Annotated in this window: 18 protein-coding genes; 13 read left to right on the top strand and 5 right to left on the bottom strand. The window is 32.8% G+C overall.

Features of this window, described 5'->3' with window-relative positions; genetic code table 11:
- The first annotated feature begins 18 nt into the window (after nucleotides 1-18).
- The 12 genes from RSE15_RS11750 (at nucleotide 19) to RSE15_RS11695 (ending at nucleotide 14,809) form a co-directional block, all read left to right on the top strand.
- A complete protein-coding gene (locus RSE15_RS11750; RefSeq protein WP_324068741.1) occupies nucleotides 19-813 on the top strand; it encodes a TrmH family RNA methyltransferase in 795 nt (264 codons plus the stop codon).
- Nucleotides 814-910: 97 nt separating this feature from the next.
- Nucleotides 911-3,130 carry a RelA/SpoT family protein gene (locus RSE15_RS11745; protein WP_324068740.1) on the top strand — a complete coding sequence of 740 codons (2,220 nt, stop codon included), beginning with the start codon at nucleotides 911-913 and terminating at the stop codon, nucleotides 3,128-3,130.
- A 95-nt stretch (nucleotides 3,131-3,225) separates the two neighbouring features.
- Complete coding sequence (locus RSE15_RS11740; RefSeq protein WP_324068739.1) at nucleotides 3,226-3,666, top strand: Fur family transcriptional regulator; 441 nt, start codon at nucleotides 3,226-3,228, stop codon at nucleotides 3,664-3,666.
- Between the two features lie 64 nt (nucleotides 3,667-3,730).
- On the top strand, nucleotides 3,731-5,002 hold the full coding sequence (locus RSE15_RS11735) for an adenylosuccinate synthase (RefSeq protein WP_324068738.1): 1,272 nt from the start codon (nucleotides 3,731-3,733) through the stop codon (nucleotides 5,000-5,002).
- 115 nt (nucleotides 5,003-5,117) lie between these two features.
- Complete coding sequence (locus RSE15_RS11730) at nucleotides 5,118-6,812, top strand: OstA-like protein (protein WP_416380760.1); 1,695 nt, start codon at nucleotides 5,118-5,120, stop codon at nucleotides 6,810-6,812.
- A gap of 74 nt (nucleotides 6,813-6,886) precedes the next feature.
- Nucleotides 6,887-8,077 carry an aspartate aminotransferase family protein gene (locus RSE15_RS11725; protein WP_324068737.1) on the top strand — a complete coding sequence of 397 codons (1,191 nt, stop codon included), beginning with the start codon at nucleotides 6,887-6,889 and terminating at the stop codon, nucleotides 8,075-8,077.
- 148 nt (nucleotides 8,078-8,225) lie between these two features.
- On the top strand, nucleotides 8,226-9,620 hold the full coding sequence (locus tag RSE15_RS11720; protein ID WP_324068736.1) for a tetratricopeptide repeat protein: 1,395 nt from the start codon (nucleotides 8,226-8,228) through the stop codon (nucleotides 9,618-9,620).
- A gap of 10 nt (nucleotides 9,621-9,630) precedes the next feature.
- Nucleotides 9,631-10,278 (top strand): VTT domain-containing protein, encoded by a 648-nt coding sequence (locus tag RSE15_RS11715; RefSeq protein WP_324068735.1) that lies wholly within the window; start codon nucleotides 9,631-9,633, stop codon nucleotides 10,276-10,278.
- A gap of 271 nt (nucleotides 10,279-10,549) precedes the next feature.
- Nucleotides 10,550-11,035: a VTT domain-containing protein gene (locus RSE15_RS11710; protein WP_324068734.1), complete on the top strand. Its 486-nt coding sequence runs from the start codon at nucleotides 10,550-10,552 to the stop codon at nucleotides 11,033-11,035.
- Between the two features lie 93 nt (nucleotides 11,036-11,128).
- A complete protein-coding gene (locus tag RSE15_RS11705; RefSeq protein WP_324068733.1) occupies nucleotides 11,129-11,884 on the top strand; it encodes a shikimate dehydrogenase family protein in 756 nt (251 codons plus the stop codon).
- A gap of 383 nt (nucleotides 11,885-12,267) precedes the next feature.
- On the top strand, nucleotides 12,268-14,151 hold the full coding sequence (locus tag RSE15_RS11700; protein ID WP_324068732.1) for a DUF349 domain-containing protein: 1,884 nt from the start codon (nucleotides 12,268-12,270) through the stop codon (nucleotides 14,149-14,151).
- Nucleotides 14,152-14,377: 226 nt separating this feature from the next.
- Nucleotides 14,378-14,809, top strand: a complete 432-nt coding sequence (locus tag RSE15_RS11695) for a hypothetical protein (RefSeq protein WP_324068731.1) — start codon at nucleotides 14,378-14,380, stop codon at nucleotides 14,807-14,809.
- A gap of 133 nt (nucleotides 14,810-14,942) precedes the next feature.
- Here the strand turns inward: RSE15_RS11695 and RSE15_RS11690 are convergent, their stop codons facing one another.
- The 5 genes from RSE15_RS11690 to ruvX form a co-directional block, all read right to left on the bottom strand.
- Nucleotides 14,943-15,230 (bottom strand): antibiotic biosynthesis monooxygenase family protein, encoded by a 288-nt coding sequence (locus RSE15_RS11690; RefSeq protein ID WP_324068730.1) that lies wholly within the window; start codon nucleotides 15,228-15,230, stop codon nucleotides 14,943-14,945.
- A gap of 176 nt (nucleotides 15,231-15,406) precedes the next feature.
- Nucleotides 15,407-16,180 carry a nucleoside triphosphate pyrophosphohydrolase gene (gene mazG, locus RSE15_RS11685; protein WP_324068729.1) on the bottom strand — a complete coding sequence of 258 codons (774 nt, stop codon included), beginning with the start codon at nucleotides 16,178-16,180 and terminating at the stop codon, nucleotides 15,407-15,409.
- A gap of 142 nt (nucleotides 16,181-16,322) precedes the next feature.
- Nucleotides 16,323-16,754, bottom strand: a complete 432-nt coding sequence (locus tag RSE15_RS11680) for a DUF5606 family protein (protein WP_324068728.1) — start codon at nucleotides 16,752-16,754, stop codon at nucleotides 16,323-16,325.
- Nucleotides 16,755-16,869: 115 nt separating this feature from the next.
- Nucleotides 16,870-17,457 carry a peptide deformylase gene (gene def / locus RSE15_RS11675; RefSeq protein WP_324068727.1) on the bottom strand — a complete coding sequence of 196 codons (588 nt, stop codon included), beginning with the start codon at nucleotides 17,455-17,457 and terminating at the stop codon, nucleotides 16,870-16,872.
- 33 nt (nucleotides 17,458-17,490) lie between these two features.
- Nucleotides 17,491-17,904: a Holliday junction resolvase RuvX gene (gene ruvX / locus RSE15_RS11670; protein WP_324068726.1), complete on the bottom strand. Its 414-nt coding sequence runs from the start codon at nucleotides 17,902-17,904 to the stop codon at nucleotides 17,491-17,493.
- Between the two features lie 116 nt (nucleotides 17,905-18,020).
- Here ruvX and RSE15_RS11665 point away from each other — a divergent pair, with 116 nt between their 5' ends.
- Entirely contained in the window at nucleotides 18,021-18,836 is an 816-nt protein-coding gene (locus tag RSE15_RS11665) for a 2,3,4,5-tetrahydropyridine-2,6-dicarboxylate N-succinyltransferase (protein WP_324068725.1), read from the top strand.
- The last annotated feature ends 51 nt before the right edge of the window (nucleotides 18,837-18,887 follow it).

Raw genomic sequence — 18,887 nt, 5'->3', positions numbered from 1 at the left:
CAATATAATTTCTATTTCATGAAACAAATCACCTCGGTTCAAAATCCGTATATAAAATCGTTAGTTCAATTACAGGAAAAGGCAAAAGTTCGTAAGCAAACGGGCACTTTTTTAATTGAAGGAAAACGCGAAATTGAATTAGCACTAAAAGGTGGCTATGAATTAGAAACGATTCTATTTTTACCAGAAATACAATCGGAAAGAGAAATAAAAAACCTTCTCAAATCGATCGAAGTTGAACTTATCGAAATTTCAAAAGAAGTCTATCAAAAGTTAGCCTATCGCGATACTACTGAAGGTATTTTAGCTATTGCGAAAACAAAATCATTAGCTTTAGCCGATTTAAAACTTTCTAAAAATCCATTGATTTTAATTGGAGAATCATTAGAAAAACCAGGAAACGTAGGCGCTATTTTAAGAACTGCTGATGCCGCAAACATTGATGCGGTTATTATCGCCAATCCAAAAAGTGATTTATACAATCCAAACATCGTTCGCTCCAGTGTAGGTTGTTTGTTTACTCGACAAATTGCTGTTGGAACTACAGAAGAAGTTATAGCGTATTTGAAAGCAAATAACATTAATATTTATTCGGCAACTTTACAAGATTCTACTGAATATCATACACAAAACTTCTCCACTCCTACTGCTTTAGTTGTAGGAACAGAAGCTACAGGTTTATCCAAAAAATGGCGAACAGAAAGCACCAAAAACATCATCATTCCAATGCAAGGCGAAATCGATTCCATGAATGTTTCCGTTGCAGCCGCAATTTTGTTATTCGAAGCCAAAAGACAAAGACAATTTCAATAACAAATTCAAAATTCAACTTCAAATCTTTGTTCTTTATTCTTTTCTCTATTGCACAATTAGAAAAAATAATATACTTTTAGGTTGTTAAAGAAAATGTATGACAGAGATTGAATTAGAAGCCGAAAACAAAGCCATTGCGCAAGAATATAAAGAATTACTTCGCATCAGTTATCAAACCCTTACAGCTGAAGACAAAAAAATCATCCGTAAAGCATTTGATGTAGCTGTTGATGCTCATAAAGACCAACGAAGAAAATCGGGTGAAGCCTATATTTTCCATCCTATTGCTGTTGCAAAAATTGTGGCCCGTGATATTGGTTTGGGAGCTACTTCCATTGCTGCTGCATTAATGCACGATGTGGTTGAAGATACGGATATTACTGTTCAGGACATTGAAAAAATGTTCAATCCAAAAATTGCGCAATTAGTTGAAGGACTAACCAAAATAGCAAAAGTTAAAACCGATCAGGAAATTTCAATGCAAGCGGAAAATTTCCGTAAAATGTTATTGACATTAAATGATGACGTAAGAGTAATTATTATCAAAATTGCCGATAGATTACACAATATGCAAACTATGGGAAGTATGGCTGATTACAAGCAAGCCAAAATTGCTTCCGAAACCTTATACATTTACGCACCACTAGCTCATCGTCTAGGCTTATATAACATCAAAACACAATTAGAAGATTTAGGACTAAAGTATACCGAACCCGAAGTTTACAACGATATTGTTAGTAAGATTAAAGAAACCAAAGAAGAGCAAGACTCCTATATCAAATCTATTTCTGACGTTTTGAGTAAATCAATGATTGATGAAGGAATTGAATTTACAATTAAAGGTCGACCAAAGTCTATTTATTCTATACGAAGAAAGATGAAGATGCAAGGCGTTACTTTTGATGAAGTATATGATAAATTCGCTTTACGCATAATTTATAAAGCCAATCAACATGATGAAAAATTTATTGCTTGGAAAATTTACTCCGTTGTAACAGACCATTATCGTCCATCTCCAAGTCGATTACGCGATTGGATTTCATCACCAAAATCATCAGGTTACGAAGCATTGCACATAACCGTAATGGGACCAAAAGGACGTTGGGTAGAAATTCAAGTACGTAGCGAACGCATGGACGAAATTGCAGAAAAAGGCTATGCAGCGCACTACAAATATAAAAACGGTGCAACAGAAGAACATGGATTAGAAATTTGGCTGAACCAATTAAAAGAAGCTTTAGAAAATTCTAGTGCCAATGCAGTTGATTTCGTTGAAGACTTCAAGCTGAATTTATATGCTAAAGAAATTTATGTATTTACCCCAAAGGGCGAAATCAAATCGTTACCTAAAGGAGCTACTTCATTAGACTTTGCATTTAGTATTCACTCGGAAATAGGCGTAAAAACTAGAGGAACAAGGGTTAACGGAAAATTAGTTCCTTTGAACCATGTTTTAAATAGTGGTGATCAGGTGGAAATTATTACTTCCGCAAATCAAAAACCAACTTCGCAATGGTTAGATTATGTTACTACCTCTAGAGCAAAAAATAAAATTAAAAATGTTCTAAACGAGAACACCAAAAAAATTGCCGAAGATGGTAAAGAAATTCTTACCCGAAAATTACGCCATTTAAAAATTACACTTAACGAAAACACAACCAATGAATTAGTTAATTATTTTAAATTTCAAACTAGTTTAGATTTATATTATCGTGCCGGAATTGGCGCAATCGAAAACCAACAATTAAAAGAATTTGCAGCTCAAAAAAGCAACACTTTGGTTAATTTCTTTAAGAAAACCATGAAGCGTTCGCCTACCAGCCAATCAGAACAAATAAACAAAAACGAAATCAGTAAAAAATACGATTTACTGGTATTTGGTTCAGAACAAGATAAACTTGATTATAAATTATCCAGCTGTTGTAACCCAATCCCAGGAGACGAAGTATTTGGTTTTGTAAGTATTAATGAAGGAATTAAAGTACACAAAAAAGATTGTCCAAATGCTATAAGAATGCAGTCTAACTATGCATACAGAATTATTCAAGCAAAATGGATAGACTCTTCACAAGAAGAATTTAAAGCTATTCTAAAAATTACTGGAATGGATATTTTAGGATTAACTAATGATTTAACCAAAGTTATTTCAAACCAAATGAATGTTAATATTCAAAGTATTTCTTTAAGTAGTGAAGCTGGAATTTTTTATGGACAAGTAGCTGTTGTAGTTCAAAATAATACGATCCTTAAAAAACTGATAGAAAACATCAAAAAAGTGGATGGAGTTGATAAGGTAATAAGGGTTTATAATAATTAACAAAAGTTAATAACTAAAATACCATCTATTAAATTTAGACTTTTTTACAATGCAAAAATAACACTATCTTTGCGAATATTTCATTAACCAAAACAATGGAAAACAAAAATCAGGAAATTGTAAAAAATGTTTTTACTAAATATTTAGAAGAAAAAGCACACCGTAAAACACCAGAACGTTTTGCTATTCTTCAGGAAATTTACAGTGCAACCGAGCATTTTGATATCGAATCTTTGTACATCAAAATGAAAAACAAAAATTATCGCGTAAGTAGAGCTACACTCTATAATACTATCGAACTTTTATTAGAATGCGGTCTGGTTCGTCGCCATCAATTTGGTCAAAATCAAGCGCATTATGAAAAATCATATTTCGATAAACAACACGATCACATTATTTTAACTGATTCTGGCGAAGTTATCGAATTTTGTGACCCAAGAATTCAACAAATAAAACAAACCATGGAAGAAATGTTTGGAATTGATATTCAAACCCATTCACTTTATTTCTACGGCACAAAAAAACAACAACAATAGAATAAATTAATTAAGTACAGACGTTGCAATGCAACGCCTCAACAACAACAAACAACACAACACAATGACTGTAGATTTACTACTTGGATTACAATGGGGAGACGAAGGAAAAGGAAAAATCGTTGACGTTCTTACCTCAAAATACGATATTATTGCACGTTTTCAAGGTGGACCAAATGCGGGACACACTCTAGAATTTGATGGAATCAAACACGTTTTAAGAACTATTCCTTCTGGAATTTTCCACAAAAACGCCATCAATATTATTGGAAATGGTGTTGTAATTGACCCTGTAGTTTTCCAAAAAGAAATTGAAGGTTTAGCAAAATTCAATATGGATGTTACTGCTAAATTATTCATTTCTAGAAAAGCACACTTAATTTTACCTACGCACCGTTTATTAGATGCTGCTTCAGAAGCATCAAAAGGAAAAGCAAAAATTGGTTCTACTTTAAAAGGTATTGGCCCAACATACATGGACAAAACCGGTAGAAATGGTCTTCGTATAGGTGATTTAGAATTAGAAGATTTCAAAGAAAGATACAGAACTTTAGCTGACAAACACGAAGCAATGATTAAGTTCTACGATGTAGAATTACAATACAATCTTAAAGAAATGGAAGATGAGTTTTTTGCAGCAGTAGAAGACTTAAAAAAATTAACTTTCATTGATAGTGAAGAATATTTAAACAAAGCGTTAAAAGAAGGAAAATCAATTTTAGCAGAAGGAGCGCAAGGTTCTTTATTAGATGTTGATTTTGGAACTTATCCATTTGTGACTTCTTCAAATACAACAGCAGCTGGTGCTTGTACTGGTTTAGGAATTGCGCCTAACAAAGTAAAAGACGTTTTCGGAATTTTCAAAGCATACACCACTCGTGTAGGTAGCGGACCTTTCCCTACAGAAGATTTTGAAGAAGCTGGGCAAACAATGGCAAAAGTAGGAAATGAGTTTGGTTCAGTTACTGGACGTGCTCGTCGATGTGGCTGGTTAGATTTAGTGGCTTTAAAATATGCCGTTCAAGTAAATGGCGTAACACAATTATACATGATGAAAGGCGATGTACTTTCAGGATTTGACACCTTACAAGTTTGTACAGGTTACAACTATAAAGGTCAAAAAATTCAACATTTACCATACAATATTGAACCAGAAAATGTAACCCCAATTTTCACAGAAATGAAAGGATGGAAAGCTGATTTAACTGGCATGACAACGTATGATGAATTACCTCAAGAATTAAAAACATACATCGAATTCATTGAAAAAGAAGTCGAAGTACCAATCAAAGTTATTTCGGTTGGACCAGACAGAAAACAAACTATCACAAAATAATTACCAAAACGCTTTCTATTGAAAGCGTTTTTTTATACTCCAAACTGATAAAAAAATCTTAATTCGCTACCGACTTTCTGCTTTTTACTTAAATTTGGCTCAAAATAAATTCGAATTGAAAAACACATTTTTTTATATCGCCTTCTTACTACTTTCAATTACCTTTTCGGTAGCGCAGGAAAAGAAAAAAATCATCATTGAAAACTCAGATTTCGTTGATATGAATCAAACCGAGATTCCAGGCGCAATTGTGTTTACTGGAAATGTTCGTATCATACACAATGGTGTAAAAATGTTTTGCAACAAAGCCTATCATTTTAAAGATGAAAATTACATAAAAGCATTTGGAAACGTTCAAATGAATCAAGGCGACACCATTACTATGAATAGCCGTTATACAGAATACAATGGTGATAAAGAACTTGCTTTTGCTACGGGAGATGTGGTTTTACGTTCGCCAGAATCTACATTGACTACCGATACCGTTTATTTTGATAAGAAAAATCAAGTAGCATCTTACAATACCTACGGTACCATTCACAACAAAGAAAATACGTTGAAAAGTAAATCAGGACGCTATTATGTGGACCAAAAAAAATACAAATTTACAACCGCAGTAACGGTTACGAATCCAGAAAGCACAATCAAAACCAATAATTTAGATTATTACGAAAATTCAGGTCACGCCTATGTTTTTGGACCTTCAACTATTACTAGCAAAGAAAACATAATTTATACCGAAAACGGATTCTACGATACCACAAATGACGTTGGAAAACTATCCAAAAATTCCAAAATAACGCTCGACAATAAAATAATCGAAGGCGATGATTTGTATTATGACCGAAAGAAAAATTATTCGAGAGGTATCAACAATGTAAAAATCACCGATACAATTAACAACGTAATTGCTACAGGTCATTATGCAGAATTATACCGAAATGCCGCTACCAAAAAAGACTCAATGATTTTAACCAAAAGAGCTTTAGTGAAAACCTTGGTGGAAAAAGATACAATGTACATGCATGGTAAAAAAATCATTGTTTCGGGTCCGCAAGAAGATCGTGTAATTCGTGCTTTTAACAATGTTCGATTTTATAAAAGTGATATGAGTGGGAAATGTGATTCTCTCCATTCAAACAATAAAACACAACTAACAAAATTAATTGGACGCCCAATTCTTTGGAACAATGAGAATCAAATGACGGGTGACATTATGCATTTAATTGGAAATAACAAAACCCAAAAATTAGATTCGCTAAAAGTTCTCAACAATGCTTTTATTATTCAAAAAGATAGTCTTAGTAAAAATGGCTACAATCAGATTAAAGGGCAAAATTTATTTGGAAAATTTATTGAAAGTAAACTAAAAGAAGTCGATGTCGTGAAAAATGCGGAAGTCATTTATTACATGTACAACGATGCCAACGAATTCATAGGAATCAACAAAACGGTTTGTAGTAAAATCAATTTAGAATTAGAGGCTAACAAAATCAATTCAATTACTTTCTTTACAAAAACAGATAGTTTTATTTATCCAGAAGCTGAGTTTCCAGAAAACGCACGAAAACTAAGAGGTTTCCTTTGGCGTGGTGATGAACGCATCTTATCAAAAGATGATATTTTCCCAGCAGAAGAAATTGCATTAGACGATAAAATTCAAATCGACGCCAAAAAGAAAGCAAAAGAAGCTGAAAAACCAATGGAAATTCTTCCAGAAACTTTAGATTTCGACGAAAACAAAAAAGCGAAAGAAAAGAAAATTGAGAAAAAAGCAGACTCAAAAAAGAAAACTGTGAAGAAGCAATAAGTTTTGTGCAAAATATTGTTTAGTAATTCACAACAAAGTTTTGAGCCATTGCTATAAACCTAAAGCAGATTAAAATGATTGACGATTTTTTTAAATACCAAGCACAAACCTCACCTCACCCATTAGCTATGGAAATTTCTCATGCTAAGGGTTCTTATATTTACGACACAGAAGGCAATGCCTATTTAGATATGGTTGCTGGAGTTTCTGCTTGCACATTAGGGCATCAACCAAAGCGTGTAAATGATGCTATCAAAAAACAATTAGACACCTATTCTCATGTAATGGTATATGGTGAATATGCCCAACATCCAGCTACTGAATTATGTAAATTATTAGCACAACACCTTCCCTACCCACTTACAAAAACGTATTTAGTTAATTCGGGTACAGAAGCTATTGAAGGTGCTCTAAAATTAGCTCGAAGAGTTACAGGAAGAAGTCAATTGATTTCATGTCACAACGCCTATCATGGTAATACTATGGGAAGTTTGAGTGTGATGGGATTTGAAGAACGTAAACAAATTTTCCGCCCTTTAATTCCTGATGTAGATTTTATTACGTTCAATAATGAAGCTGATTTAGAAAAAATAACTACAAGAACTGCTGGAATATTGTTAGAAACAATTCAAGGTGGCGCTGGTTTTATTGAACCTCAAAATGATTTTCTTAAAAAAATACGCCAACGTTGTGACGAAGTTGGTGCTATCATGATATTAGACGAAATTCAACCCGGATTTGGTCGCACCGGAAAACTATTCGGATTCCAAAACTACGATGTCATTCCAGATGTAGTGGTTATGGGAAAAGGAATGGGTGGCGGCATGCCAGTAGGTGCTTTTACCGCTTCTGAAAAAATGATGGATTTACTAAGTCATGATCCTAAACTTGGACACATAACTACTTTTGGCGGACATCCTGTCATTGCGGCAGCATGTTTAGCAACATTACAAGAAGTTACCGAAACCAAATTAATGACCGAAACATTAGAAAAAGAGCAATTATTCCGAAGCCTTTTAGTGCATCCATTAATTAAAGAAATTCGTGGTCGCGGTCTTATGCTTGCTGCGATGACCGATTCTCCGGAAATAACTAATGAAGTGATTTTACGTTGCCATAAAAGAGGCATAATTTTATTCTGGTTACTATTTGAAGGTTGTGCCGTACGAATTACACCTCCATTAACCATTAGCAATGACGAAATCGCAAAAGGATGTGGCACTATTATTGAGGTATTAAATGAAATTGAGAAAGAAATGAAGTAAATGATAGATGATTTTATCAGTTTAGGTTGACATTGTTTTTTGACATTGTAAATTGTTAATTAAATTGTTTAAAACAAATCCATTTCAATCAAATGCTTGCTTCAAATATAAGTACCTTTATTAAGGATAAATCATAAAAGATAGCGCTATGAATTTGAGTCACGAAGAAGAAGAAAACAGCTTGTCCTTATCTAAATTTGAATCGATGTTAAAAACCAATAAAGTTTTTTTCTTTGATTCTGAAGAGTTTGAAGATATTATTCTTCATTACATGGATACTGGTCGATTAAATTTGGCCAAAAAAGCGCTAAAATTAGGTTTAGAACAACACCCAAAATCTACAGGATTAAAATTAGTTCAGGTAGAAATGTTGGTTTACGAAGACAAACTCGATTTTGCTGAAAAGTTATTAAACGAGTTATACGCTATTGAACCTACCAACGAAGAAATCTACATTCAAAAAGCCAACATACATTCTAAAAGAGACGAACACGAAAAAGCTATTGAGTTTTTAAAAATCGCTTTAAAATATACCGATGATTATGCTGATGTATATTCGATGATTGGAATGGAATATTTGTTCATGGATAATTTAGAATTGGCTAAAGATAATTTCATCAAATGTTTAGACGAAGATACTGAAGATTATTCAGCACTTTATAATGTAGTCTATTGTTTTGATTTCTTAGATCAGAACGAAGAAGCTATTGTTTATTTAAATAAATTTATTGATAAAAATCCGTATAGCGAAGTGGCTTGGCATCAGCTTGGTAGACAATATTACGCGTTAAAAAACTATGAGAAAGCAGTTTGGGCGTTTGAATATGCTACTTTGATTGACGAAACTTTTTTAGGTGCGTACATGGAAAAAGCAAAATCCTTCGAAAAACTAAAAAAATATCAAGATGCCATTGACTGCTATAATATTACCTTAGAATTAGACGATCCCTCATCATTTGTATTGCTTCGTGTAGCAAAATGTTACGAACGATTGGGAAATACCGAATTCGCACTGAATTATTATTTAAAAACAGTCCACGAAGACCCGCTGCTCGATAAAGGTTGGATTGCAATAACTGATTTTTACATTCGTCAAAAGAATTTTCAAAAAGCCTTATATTATGTCAACAAAGCTATTGGCATTGACGGAGATAATTCGCTATACTGGAAACGTTTTGCGGCTGTAAATAGTGCTTTGCATTTTTTTGAAGAAGCCGAATATGGATACCGAAAAGCATTTGAAAGTGGTGATATCAATTTAGACACATTTACGCTTTGGACTGATGTTTTACAATATCTTGGTGAATTTGAAACAGCAATTGACATCCTTTTAGAAGCAACTAATGTTTTACCTAATGAATACGAAATCGAATATCGTTTAGCAGGATTATATTTCACATCAGGCAATAACAAAAAAGGAAGTATTCATTTAATCAACGCAATGAATTTAAACTTAAAACAACTATCTTTGTTCGAAGAGTTATTTCCAGTAATTTACGAAAGAACGGAAGTACAAAAAACAATTTTAAAATTTAAAAAATAGCCAAAATTTAATGGAATTAGTAACCTTTTTATTAGAATTTTTAAAAGACCCATTAACTGTAATTCAAGCATTAATTCAGGAATATGACAATCTGATTTATTTCATTTTATTTATGGTTGTTTTCGTAGAAACCGGATTTGTTATTATGCCTTTATTACCAGGCGACTCGATGCTTTTTGCTATTGGAGTAATCGCAGCAACAACAGGACAATTAAGCATGACTATTATTATACCGTTGCTAATTGTGGCCGCCTTATTAGGAGATAATCTTAATTATTTTGTTGGACATAAATTTGGAGAATTAATCAAAGAGAAAAAGAAAATTCTATTTCTAAAAAAAGAATACATCACCCAAACAGAACACTTCTTTGAAAAAAATGGAGGAAAAGCGGTTATTATGGCACGTTTTGTTCCTATCGTTCGTACTATTGCTCCTTTTGTAGCTGGAGCTGGAAGTATGCAATACTACAGATACATATTTTATTGTATTACAGGCGCAATTATCTGGGTAACTAGTATTACTTTCTTAGGATACTTCTTAGGACAAGTGCCTTGGGTAAAAGCAAACTTTGAAAAAGTAGTTTTATCCATTATCATAATTTCTGTTTTACCAATAATTATTAAACTTTTTAAAAAGAAGAAAGTAACAGAAGCATAAAAATTTAAATCATTCAAAATCAATAAGTAAGGCATAAAAAGAATAATTAATGCCTGGTGTTTTATCAAACAAATAACCCAAATTTAAAAATTTAGAATACCCAAACCCCTATAATGGAAATTATCGATTTTTTATCTGCCTTTTTAAACGATCCTTTAACTGTAATACAAGACTTAATTCATCAATACGATTACTTAATATACGTTATTTATTATTAGTTATTTTTATTGAAACTGGCTTTGTAATAATGACACTTTTACCCGGCGACTCCTTGCTTTTTGCGATTGGTGTAATTGCTGCTTCTACTGGACAATTAAGTATGTCAATTATAATTCCACTATTGATTATTGCAGCGCTTCTTGGAGATAATTTAAATTACTTCGTAGGAAATAAATTTGGAGAGTTAATAAAAGAGAAAAAGAAAATTCTATTTCTAAAAAAAAAATACATAACACATACTGAAACTTTTTTAAAAAAAAATGGCGGTAAAGCAATAATTATGGCGCGCTTTATATCCGTTCTTAGAACTATAGCTCCCTTTGTCGCTGGAGCTGGAAGTATGCTTTACTATAAATATATTTTTTATTGTATTATTGGTGCAGGCATTTGGGTAACAAGTTTAACCTTTTTAGGTTATTTTTTAGGACAAGTTATTTGGATGAAAGAAAATTTTGATTTGGTTATTTTATTAATAACACTTGTATCTGTATCGCCAGTTATCATTAAGTTAATAAAAAAGAAATATTCTAAGAAATAAACATTCTAAATTATTTAAAAAGATATTGTATTAAGTTTATATTTAAAAAATAATTTTAAATTTGATTATTATAACTTTATAAATAATTTACCCATGAAAAAGAAAACAAAAAAACAGTTAAAATTTGGCTTAATTGGCCGAAACATTAGCTATTCTTTTTCAAAAAAGTATTTCAATGAGAAGTTTGAAATTGGTCATTTCGACAATTGCGAATACAAAAATTATGATATTGAATGCAGTAAAGAGTTCCCAAAAGTAATTACTGAAATTAAAGGGTTATGCGGTTTAAATGTAACCATTCCGTACAAAGAAGAGATTATTCCGTATTTGGATAAATTATCAAAAACTGCTGAGAAAATTGGTGCGGTTAATTGCATTACAATTTCTAAAAAGAAAAAACTAAAAGGATATAATACCGATTATTACGGATTTAAAAAATCGATAAAACCTTTATTGAAAGACCATCACAAAAAAGCATTAATTTTAGGAACAGGTGGCGCTAGTAAAGCCATTGCTTACGCCTTAAGAAGCTTAAAAATTGAATATGATTTTGTTTCTAGAAACGCAGATGAATTTCTATACAAATACGATGAATTAGACGCTTCAATTTTCGAAGAATATACAATTATCATCAACACTACACCAGTTGGAACACATCCTAATGTAGACGATTGTCCAAACATAGATTACAGTTTATTTACCAAAAAACATATTGCTTACGACTTAATTTACAATCCAGAAGAAACCGCATTTTTAAGAAAAGCCAAAGCGCAAGGCGCCATGACTAAAAATGGTTACGAAATGTTAGTTTTACAGGCAGAAAAGGCTTGGAAGATATGGAATGAGTAGATTAGCACGCGGATGACACGGGTTTTCAAACACGGATTATAACTGATTTTTCTTTTAAACCCATAGACACATTATAAAAACTTTGCGTTGATTTTAGGCGTTTCACTTTGCATAGAACACATTTTATTTTTTGTTCACTGTGAAAAAGCATAAAACTAAAACTACTTCAAAAACCAATCCCAAGAAAGCCTTTTGACAACTATCTAACCCCGATAGGAGCGACATCTTGTAAAGCATATAGCGGGAAAATGGATGACAAAAATGCCTTAAACATCCGTTTCAAAGAAAAAATAAGATAAATAATGATTTTTTTTTTTGAATTTTCGTAGTGCTTTAGTACCTTCACACATTAATAATTTAAAGTAACCTTAAGCATTTACACAATGTCAGAAGCAACACATGATAACCTGCACAACGCAGATGGACAAGACCAAATGGAACAATTAGATGATGTTACCATTATTAGTCAATCGGTATTAGAGGAAATAGACAATTCTAATGCAGAAGAAAACGAAGATGAATCGATAAAAGAAAAGCACGAAATTCCAGTATTGGAGTACGATTCAATGTCGATGGAAGCCTTAACCGATGAACTAGAAAAATTGGTGGAAAACGAAAAAGTAATGGCAATTAAAGACCATGTAGAAGGCATTAGAAAAGCTTTTTCGGACAAATACCATCATTTTATTGAAGAGAAAAAAGAGGAATTCTTAGCACAAAATAGCGAAGAAGGATTAGATTTTGAATATCATTTCCCATTAAAAAACAAGTTTGATGGTATTTACAACGCTTACAAAGCAAGCAAAGCCAAACATTTCAAACAATTACAAAACAATTTAGAGCAAAATTTCGCAGTTCGTGAAGGCTTAATCGACGAGTTAAAAAACTTAATCGATTCGGGTGATTCTAACATAGGAGATATGTTCAAAAAAATAAATGATATTCGCGAACGTTGGAAAAATGCGGGGGCGATTCCAAGAGATAAATACAACATCTTGTGGAATAATTATCATTTTCATACGGAGCGTTTTTACGACATTATGAACTTAGACAAAGAAGCGCGTGATATAGATTTGAAACACAATTTAGAGCAAAAACAACAAATTATACTGAAAGCTACAGCCCTATTAAATGAGGAAGATGTAATGAAAGCTTTCCGTGAATTACAATTGTTACACCGCGTTTGGAAAGAAGAAATTGGTCCAGTTGATCGTGAACATAGAGAAGCAATTTGGAATGAATTCAGTGAAATTACCAAACAAATGCACGACAAAAGAGAAGGTTTGTTTGCAATTGCAAGAGGTAAAGAAACTGATAACTTAGCGCTTAAAAACGAAATCATTTCGCAAATTGAAGCTTTGGGAACCGAGAAAATCGATTCGCACAGTGGATGGCAAGGTCAAATTAAGAAAATGGAAGCATTACGCGAAACATTCTTTAAAGCAGGGAAAGTTCCAGCAGAAGTAACTGAGGAAACTTGGGCTAAATTTAAAAATTCGGTTAGAGCGTTTAATGCACACAAAAACGTTTTCTATAAAGATATTAAAAACGAGCAACACGATAATTTAACTAAAAAATTGGAGTTAGTTGAAAAAGCAAAATCGTTAAAAGAAAGTACTGATTTCGGTGTAACTACCCCAATTATGAAGAAAATTCAGGACGATTGGAAAAAAATTGGTCATGTACCTCGTAAATATTCAGATAGCATTTGGAAAGACTTTAAAGATGCGTGTAATGCGTATTTTGACCGAATGCACGAAGCTAAAAATGCTGAAACGGGTGAAGAAGTAGAAGCTTTTGAAAAGAAAAAAGCGTTTTTAGAAGAGTTGAAAGATTTTACCCTTTCGGGAGAACATAAAGCCGATTTAGAAGCGATAAAAGCGCACATTGCTACCTGGAAAACATATGGTAGAGTGCCGTTTAACCGCAGACACATCGAAGGAAAATTCAATAAAATTTTAGATGCCTTGTTTGAAAAATTAAGTATGTCAAAAAAAGATACTGAAATGATGCGTTTTAGCAACCGTTTAGAGCAAATGAGCGACAACGACGACAAACGTGCCTTAGAACAAGAGCAATTCTTTATTAGAAAGAAAATCGACGAAGTACAAAGCGAAATTTTCCAATTAGAGAACAACATTCAGTTTATTAGCAGTAGTTCAAAAGGTGAAAATCCTTTTATTAAAGAAGTTCAAAAAAGTATCGAACGCCATAAAGACGAATTGAAATTGTGGAAAGAGAAGCTACAGCAAATTAAAAATATGTAAGATAGAATCCCGAGTTTAGGCTCGGGATTTTTTTTGCTTGTTTATAACTTTAACAGAAACTGCAGAAAAACTACAGCAAGCACTATAAGAAATTTGTTATTTTTGTATAATTACTTAATGTAATTTACTAGTTACCTGCTAATTAAAACCTAAATGTAATCAAATGGATATTTATCATATTTGTCCGAATTGTAAAAAAGAAGAATATTTTTTCGACGGAGAAAAATTGAAATGCCCAAATTGTAATCAAAAACAATTTGAAATAGCCTTGTATATTAGTGAGGGTAATCACAATTTTCAGAATCTTGCAGAATTAAACCAACCGTATTTTTATTTAAACTGTGGAGAAATTTACAGTTGCACAGTTGAGCATAATCAAAGAATTGAAAATACTACAATTGTCCCAATAGTTTATGCCACGGATTCAAATAAAATGTTTTTCATGTTTGACGCCGAGAAGATTTTAAAACAAATGCCGAAAATGATAAATAAACTATTTTCAAAAACATTTTTAGAGCTTTTGATCTTAAAAATAAATTTTGACCTTGACGATGAAATCGGTTATTTAGTAGTTCCTGGAGCAAGTGAAAAAGACAACTCTATAATTGAATATAATGGATATGTATTTAAAAAATTCAGTAAAATAAACAACAGGTAACAGTAGTTACAAGAAATTGCTAGGCTTGGGATTTATCAGAATTGGAAATTGTTGAATCAAAGTTTTGTTTATATTTGTAATTGACAGTGAATGAAGTACGCAACTTCTTAAAGCCGCGAAACGTTAAAATTACTTAAAACTCATATTCCCTCTCCACTTTAGCAATTCTTACTTTGTAATTTTTGTACCAAGTAGTTTTACCTTTTTCTTGTGCTTCTAGATGTTCCATATTGGCTTTCCAGTTTTTTATGGCTTCCAAGCTTTCCCAATACGAAACGGTAATTCCAATTTCGCTTCGAGCGCTTTCCATACCTATATATCCGGGTTGGGCTTTGGCTAATTCCACCATTTTAATTGCCATTTCGGCATAACCTGCTTCCACTTCGGTTCTGGTAGAGGTAAAAATTACTGCGTAGTACATAATTAAATTTTTAAATTATCGAATCGCTAATGTTCGCTATGTAAAGTGCAACGTCCAAAGCTTCGGACTAAAATTATAAACAAAGTATTTCTATTGTGACTATGTGTTTAAACAGAGATGCTTTCAGCATGACAAACTAAACGTTAAAACTGAACACTGAGACTGAACACTGACCACTACAACTTCTTCGCTTCTTCCCAAAAAACATCCATTTCGGCCAACGTCATATCCATTAAAGGTTTGCCTAATTCGGTGGCTTTACTTTCTAAATATTGGAAACGCTTGATGAATTTTTTATTGGTGCGTTCTAAGGCATCTTCAGGGTTTACTTTTAGGAATCTTGCGTAGTTTATCATGGAGAACAAAACATCGCCAAATTCGGCTTCTATTTTATCTTGGTTGCCTGATTGCACTTCAACTTGTAGTTCGTTTAGTTCCTCTTGTACTTTGTCCCACACTTGATGCGGTTCTTCCCAATCAAATCCAACGCCTTTTACTTTATCTTGTATGCGACTGGCTTTTACTAATGCTGGTAAACTTTTTGGTACACCTTCCAAAACTGATTTCTTACCTTCTTTCAGTTTTAGTTTTTCCCAATTTTGCTTTACTTCTTCTTCGTCAGCCACTACCACATCGCCATAAATATGCGGGTGACGATCGATTAATTTATCACAAATGGAATTTGCTACATCGCCAATATCAAACGCATTGGTTTCGCTACCTATTTTTGCATAGAACACAATGTGTAACAAAACGTCGCCCAACTCTTTCTTGATTTCTTCCAAATCATTGTCCAAAATAGCATCGCCTAATTCATAGGTTTCTTCAATCGTTAAATGACGTAAACTTTCGAGTGTTTGCTTTTTATCCCACGGACATTTTTCGCGTAAATCGTCCATAATGTCTAAAAGGCGGTTGAAAGCTTGTAGTTGTTGTTGGCGTGTGTTCATGATTTTGTTTTTTGTTCCAAGTTTCAAGTTTCAGGTTTCAAGTTTGAAATTGTTCTTGAATTTGATTTTTGCACTTGTTTATGTAAAAATAAAAAATCCCACGTGGAAAACGCAGGATTTTAAAGTATATTTTTTCAAATGCTTATTCAGCTGCTGGAGTTTCTTCTTCTTTTACTTCTTTAGATAACGCTTCTAATGAAACGAAACCTTTAGGTTGTAACAAATTGTACCAATTTAAGATTTTCTTGATGTCAGACGTATATACTCTGTCTTCATCAAATTCTGGTAAAATTTCTCTGAAATAAGCTTTTAATTTCGCATCGTCTTCTTTGTGAGACATCGCCAAACCGTCGTTTTCTTTCGTAGCAATAGCTTTTAATACTTCTGCTAAACGCACTTCTTCAGAATAGGTGTACACTGCAATTTCTGACAACAAACTTACATTGGCTCTCATTCCTACCGTTATTTTTTTGCCATCTAATAAAGATTCAGCAACAAATCCGGTACGTGTTTGAATTTTTAATTCATATAATCCTGGTTTTCCAGAAACTGCTAATATTTTTTGAATACTCATGTTACTTAATTGTTAAGGTTGGCAAATATATTATTTAAAGTGAAAAGTGAAAAGTGAAAAGTGAAAAAGTTTAGTTAAAATAGTTATTTACTTTTCGCTAGTTACTAATCATAACTTAACGCCCTTTTTTGTTTACATATTTCATTTTATAATCGGGTCTTGCTTTACCATCCATAATGTTTTGCAATTTTTTCCCAATTAACTTCTTTTTCAACATGGATAAATGATCGGTAAATAAAATTCCTTCAATATGATCATACTCATGTTGGATAACACGAGCAATTAACCCATCATACACTTCTGTTTTTTTATTGAAATCCTCATCAAAATATTCAATAGTAATGGTGTCATGACGAAAAACATCCTCACGCACATCTGGAATACTCAAACAACCTTCATTAAATCCCCAAACATCACCTTCTTCTTTGATGATTTTTGCGTTAATGAACGTTTTCTTGAAATCTTTCATTAAAGCCGCTTCTTCTTTAGAAACGTCATCGCTATCACTAAAAGGTTCGGTATCAACAATAAACAAACGAATTGGCAAACCAACTTGTGGAGCAGCCAAACCAACACCATGTGCGTGATACATTGTATCATACATATTAGCTATTGTTTCTTTTAGATTCGGATATTCAGTAGTAATGTCCTCACAAACTTTTCGTAAAACTGGTTCTCCGTATCCGTATATTGGTAAAATCATGGTAATCGTATTAATTTTAAAAATGCAAAAGTACTATTTTTTATAATGTAAATAATCTTGCAACATAATTGTTGCGGCAATTTCGTCTACTAAAGCTTTATTTTGACGTTGTTTCTTTTTTAAACCGCTATCAATCATGGTTTGAAATGCCATTTTAGAGGTAAAACGCTCGTCTACTCTATCTACCTGAATTTCAGGAAAAGCTGTTTTAAATTTTACTACAAAGGCATTGATAATTTCAGCACTCTGTGAAGGCGTTCCATCCATTTGTTTCGGTTCACCAACGATTACGCAGGCTACTTTTTCTTTTGAAAAATAGTCTTTTAAAAAAGCTATTGCAGTTTCAGATGGAATTGTAGTGAGCCCAAAAGCTATCATTTGCATTTCATCGGTTACAGCAATACCTGTTCGTTTGATTCCGTAATCTATAGCTAAAATTCTTGGCATTTTATTTTTTTTACAAAAATAAGGCATTTGTTTAACAAAATAGACCCCAAACTTTAAACTATTCATTTTAGCTTTAAAACAAATGATTTATCTTTGCTACACAAATTTTGAAAACTATGATAAATTTACAAGCAACAATAGAGCAAGCATGGGAAAATCGTGCTTTATTACAAGAAGAACCTACACAAAAAGCTATAAAAGAAGTTATCGAATTATTAGATAGCGGAAAACTTCGTGTTGCTGAACCAATTGAAAATGGCTGGCAAGTAAACGAATGGGTTAAAAAAGCAGTAGTAATGTACTTCCCAATTCAAAAAATGGAAACTTGGGAATCAGGTATTTTTGAATATCATGACAAAATGTTGTTGAAACGCAATTATGCAGAAAAAGGAATTCGTGTAGTTCCAAATGCAGTGGCAAGATATGGTGCATACATTTCTTCGGGAGTAATTTTAATGCCAAGTTATGTAAATATTGGCGCTTATGTTGATGAAGGTACGATGGTAGATACATGGGCAACAGTAGGAAGTTGTGCGCAAATTGGAAAACATGTACATTTGAGTGGAGGTGTTGGAATTGGAGGAGTTTTAGAACCTTTACAGGCCGCTCCCGTAATTATCGAAGATGGTGCTTTCGTTGGTTCAAGATGTATTGTGGTGGAAGGTGTTCACGTAGGAAAAGAAGCGGTTTTAGGTGCGAATGTATGTTTGACAGGTTCTACCAAAATTATTGATGTTACAGGCGATGAGCCAATAGAATACAAAGGTGTTGTTCCGGCTCGCTCGGTAGTAATTCCAGGAAGTTATACGAAAAAATTCCCAGCGGGAGATTATCAAGTACCTTGTGCCATCATCATTGGACAAAGAAAACCTTCAACAGACTTGAAGACTTCTTTAAATGATGCTTTGAGAGAATATAATGTAGCGGTATAATTTAAAGTACGAAGTAAAAGCACAAAGTATAAAGTTGAATTCCAATTCATG

Source organism: Flavobacterium sp., from assembly GCF_035195345.1.
Classification (GTDB): Bacteria; Bacteroidota; Bacteroidia; order Flavobacteriales; family Flavobacteriaceae; genus Flavobacterium.
The sequence above is the reverse complement of the archived record's forward strand: the minus strand, read 5'-3'. Positions and strand labels throughout refer to the sequence as shown.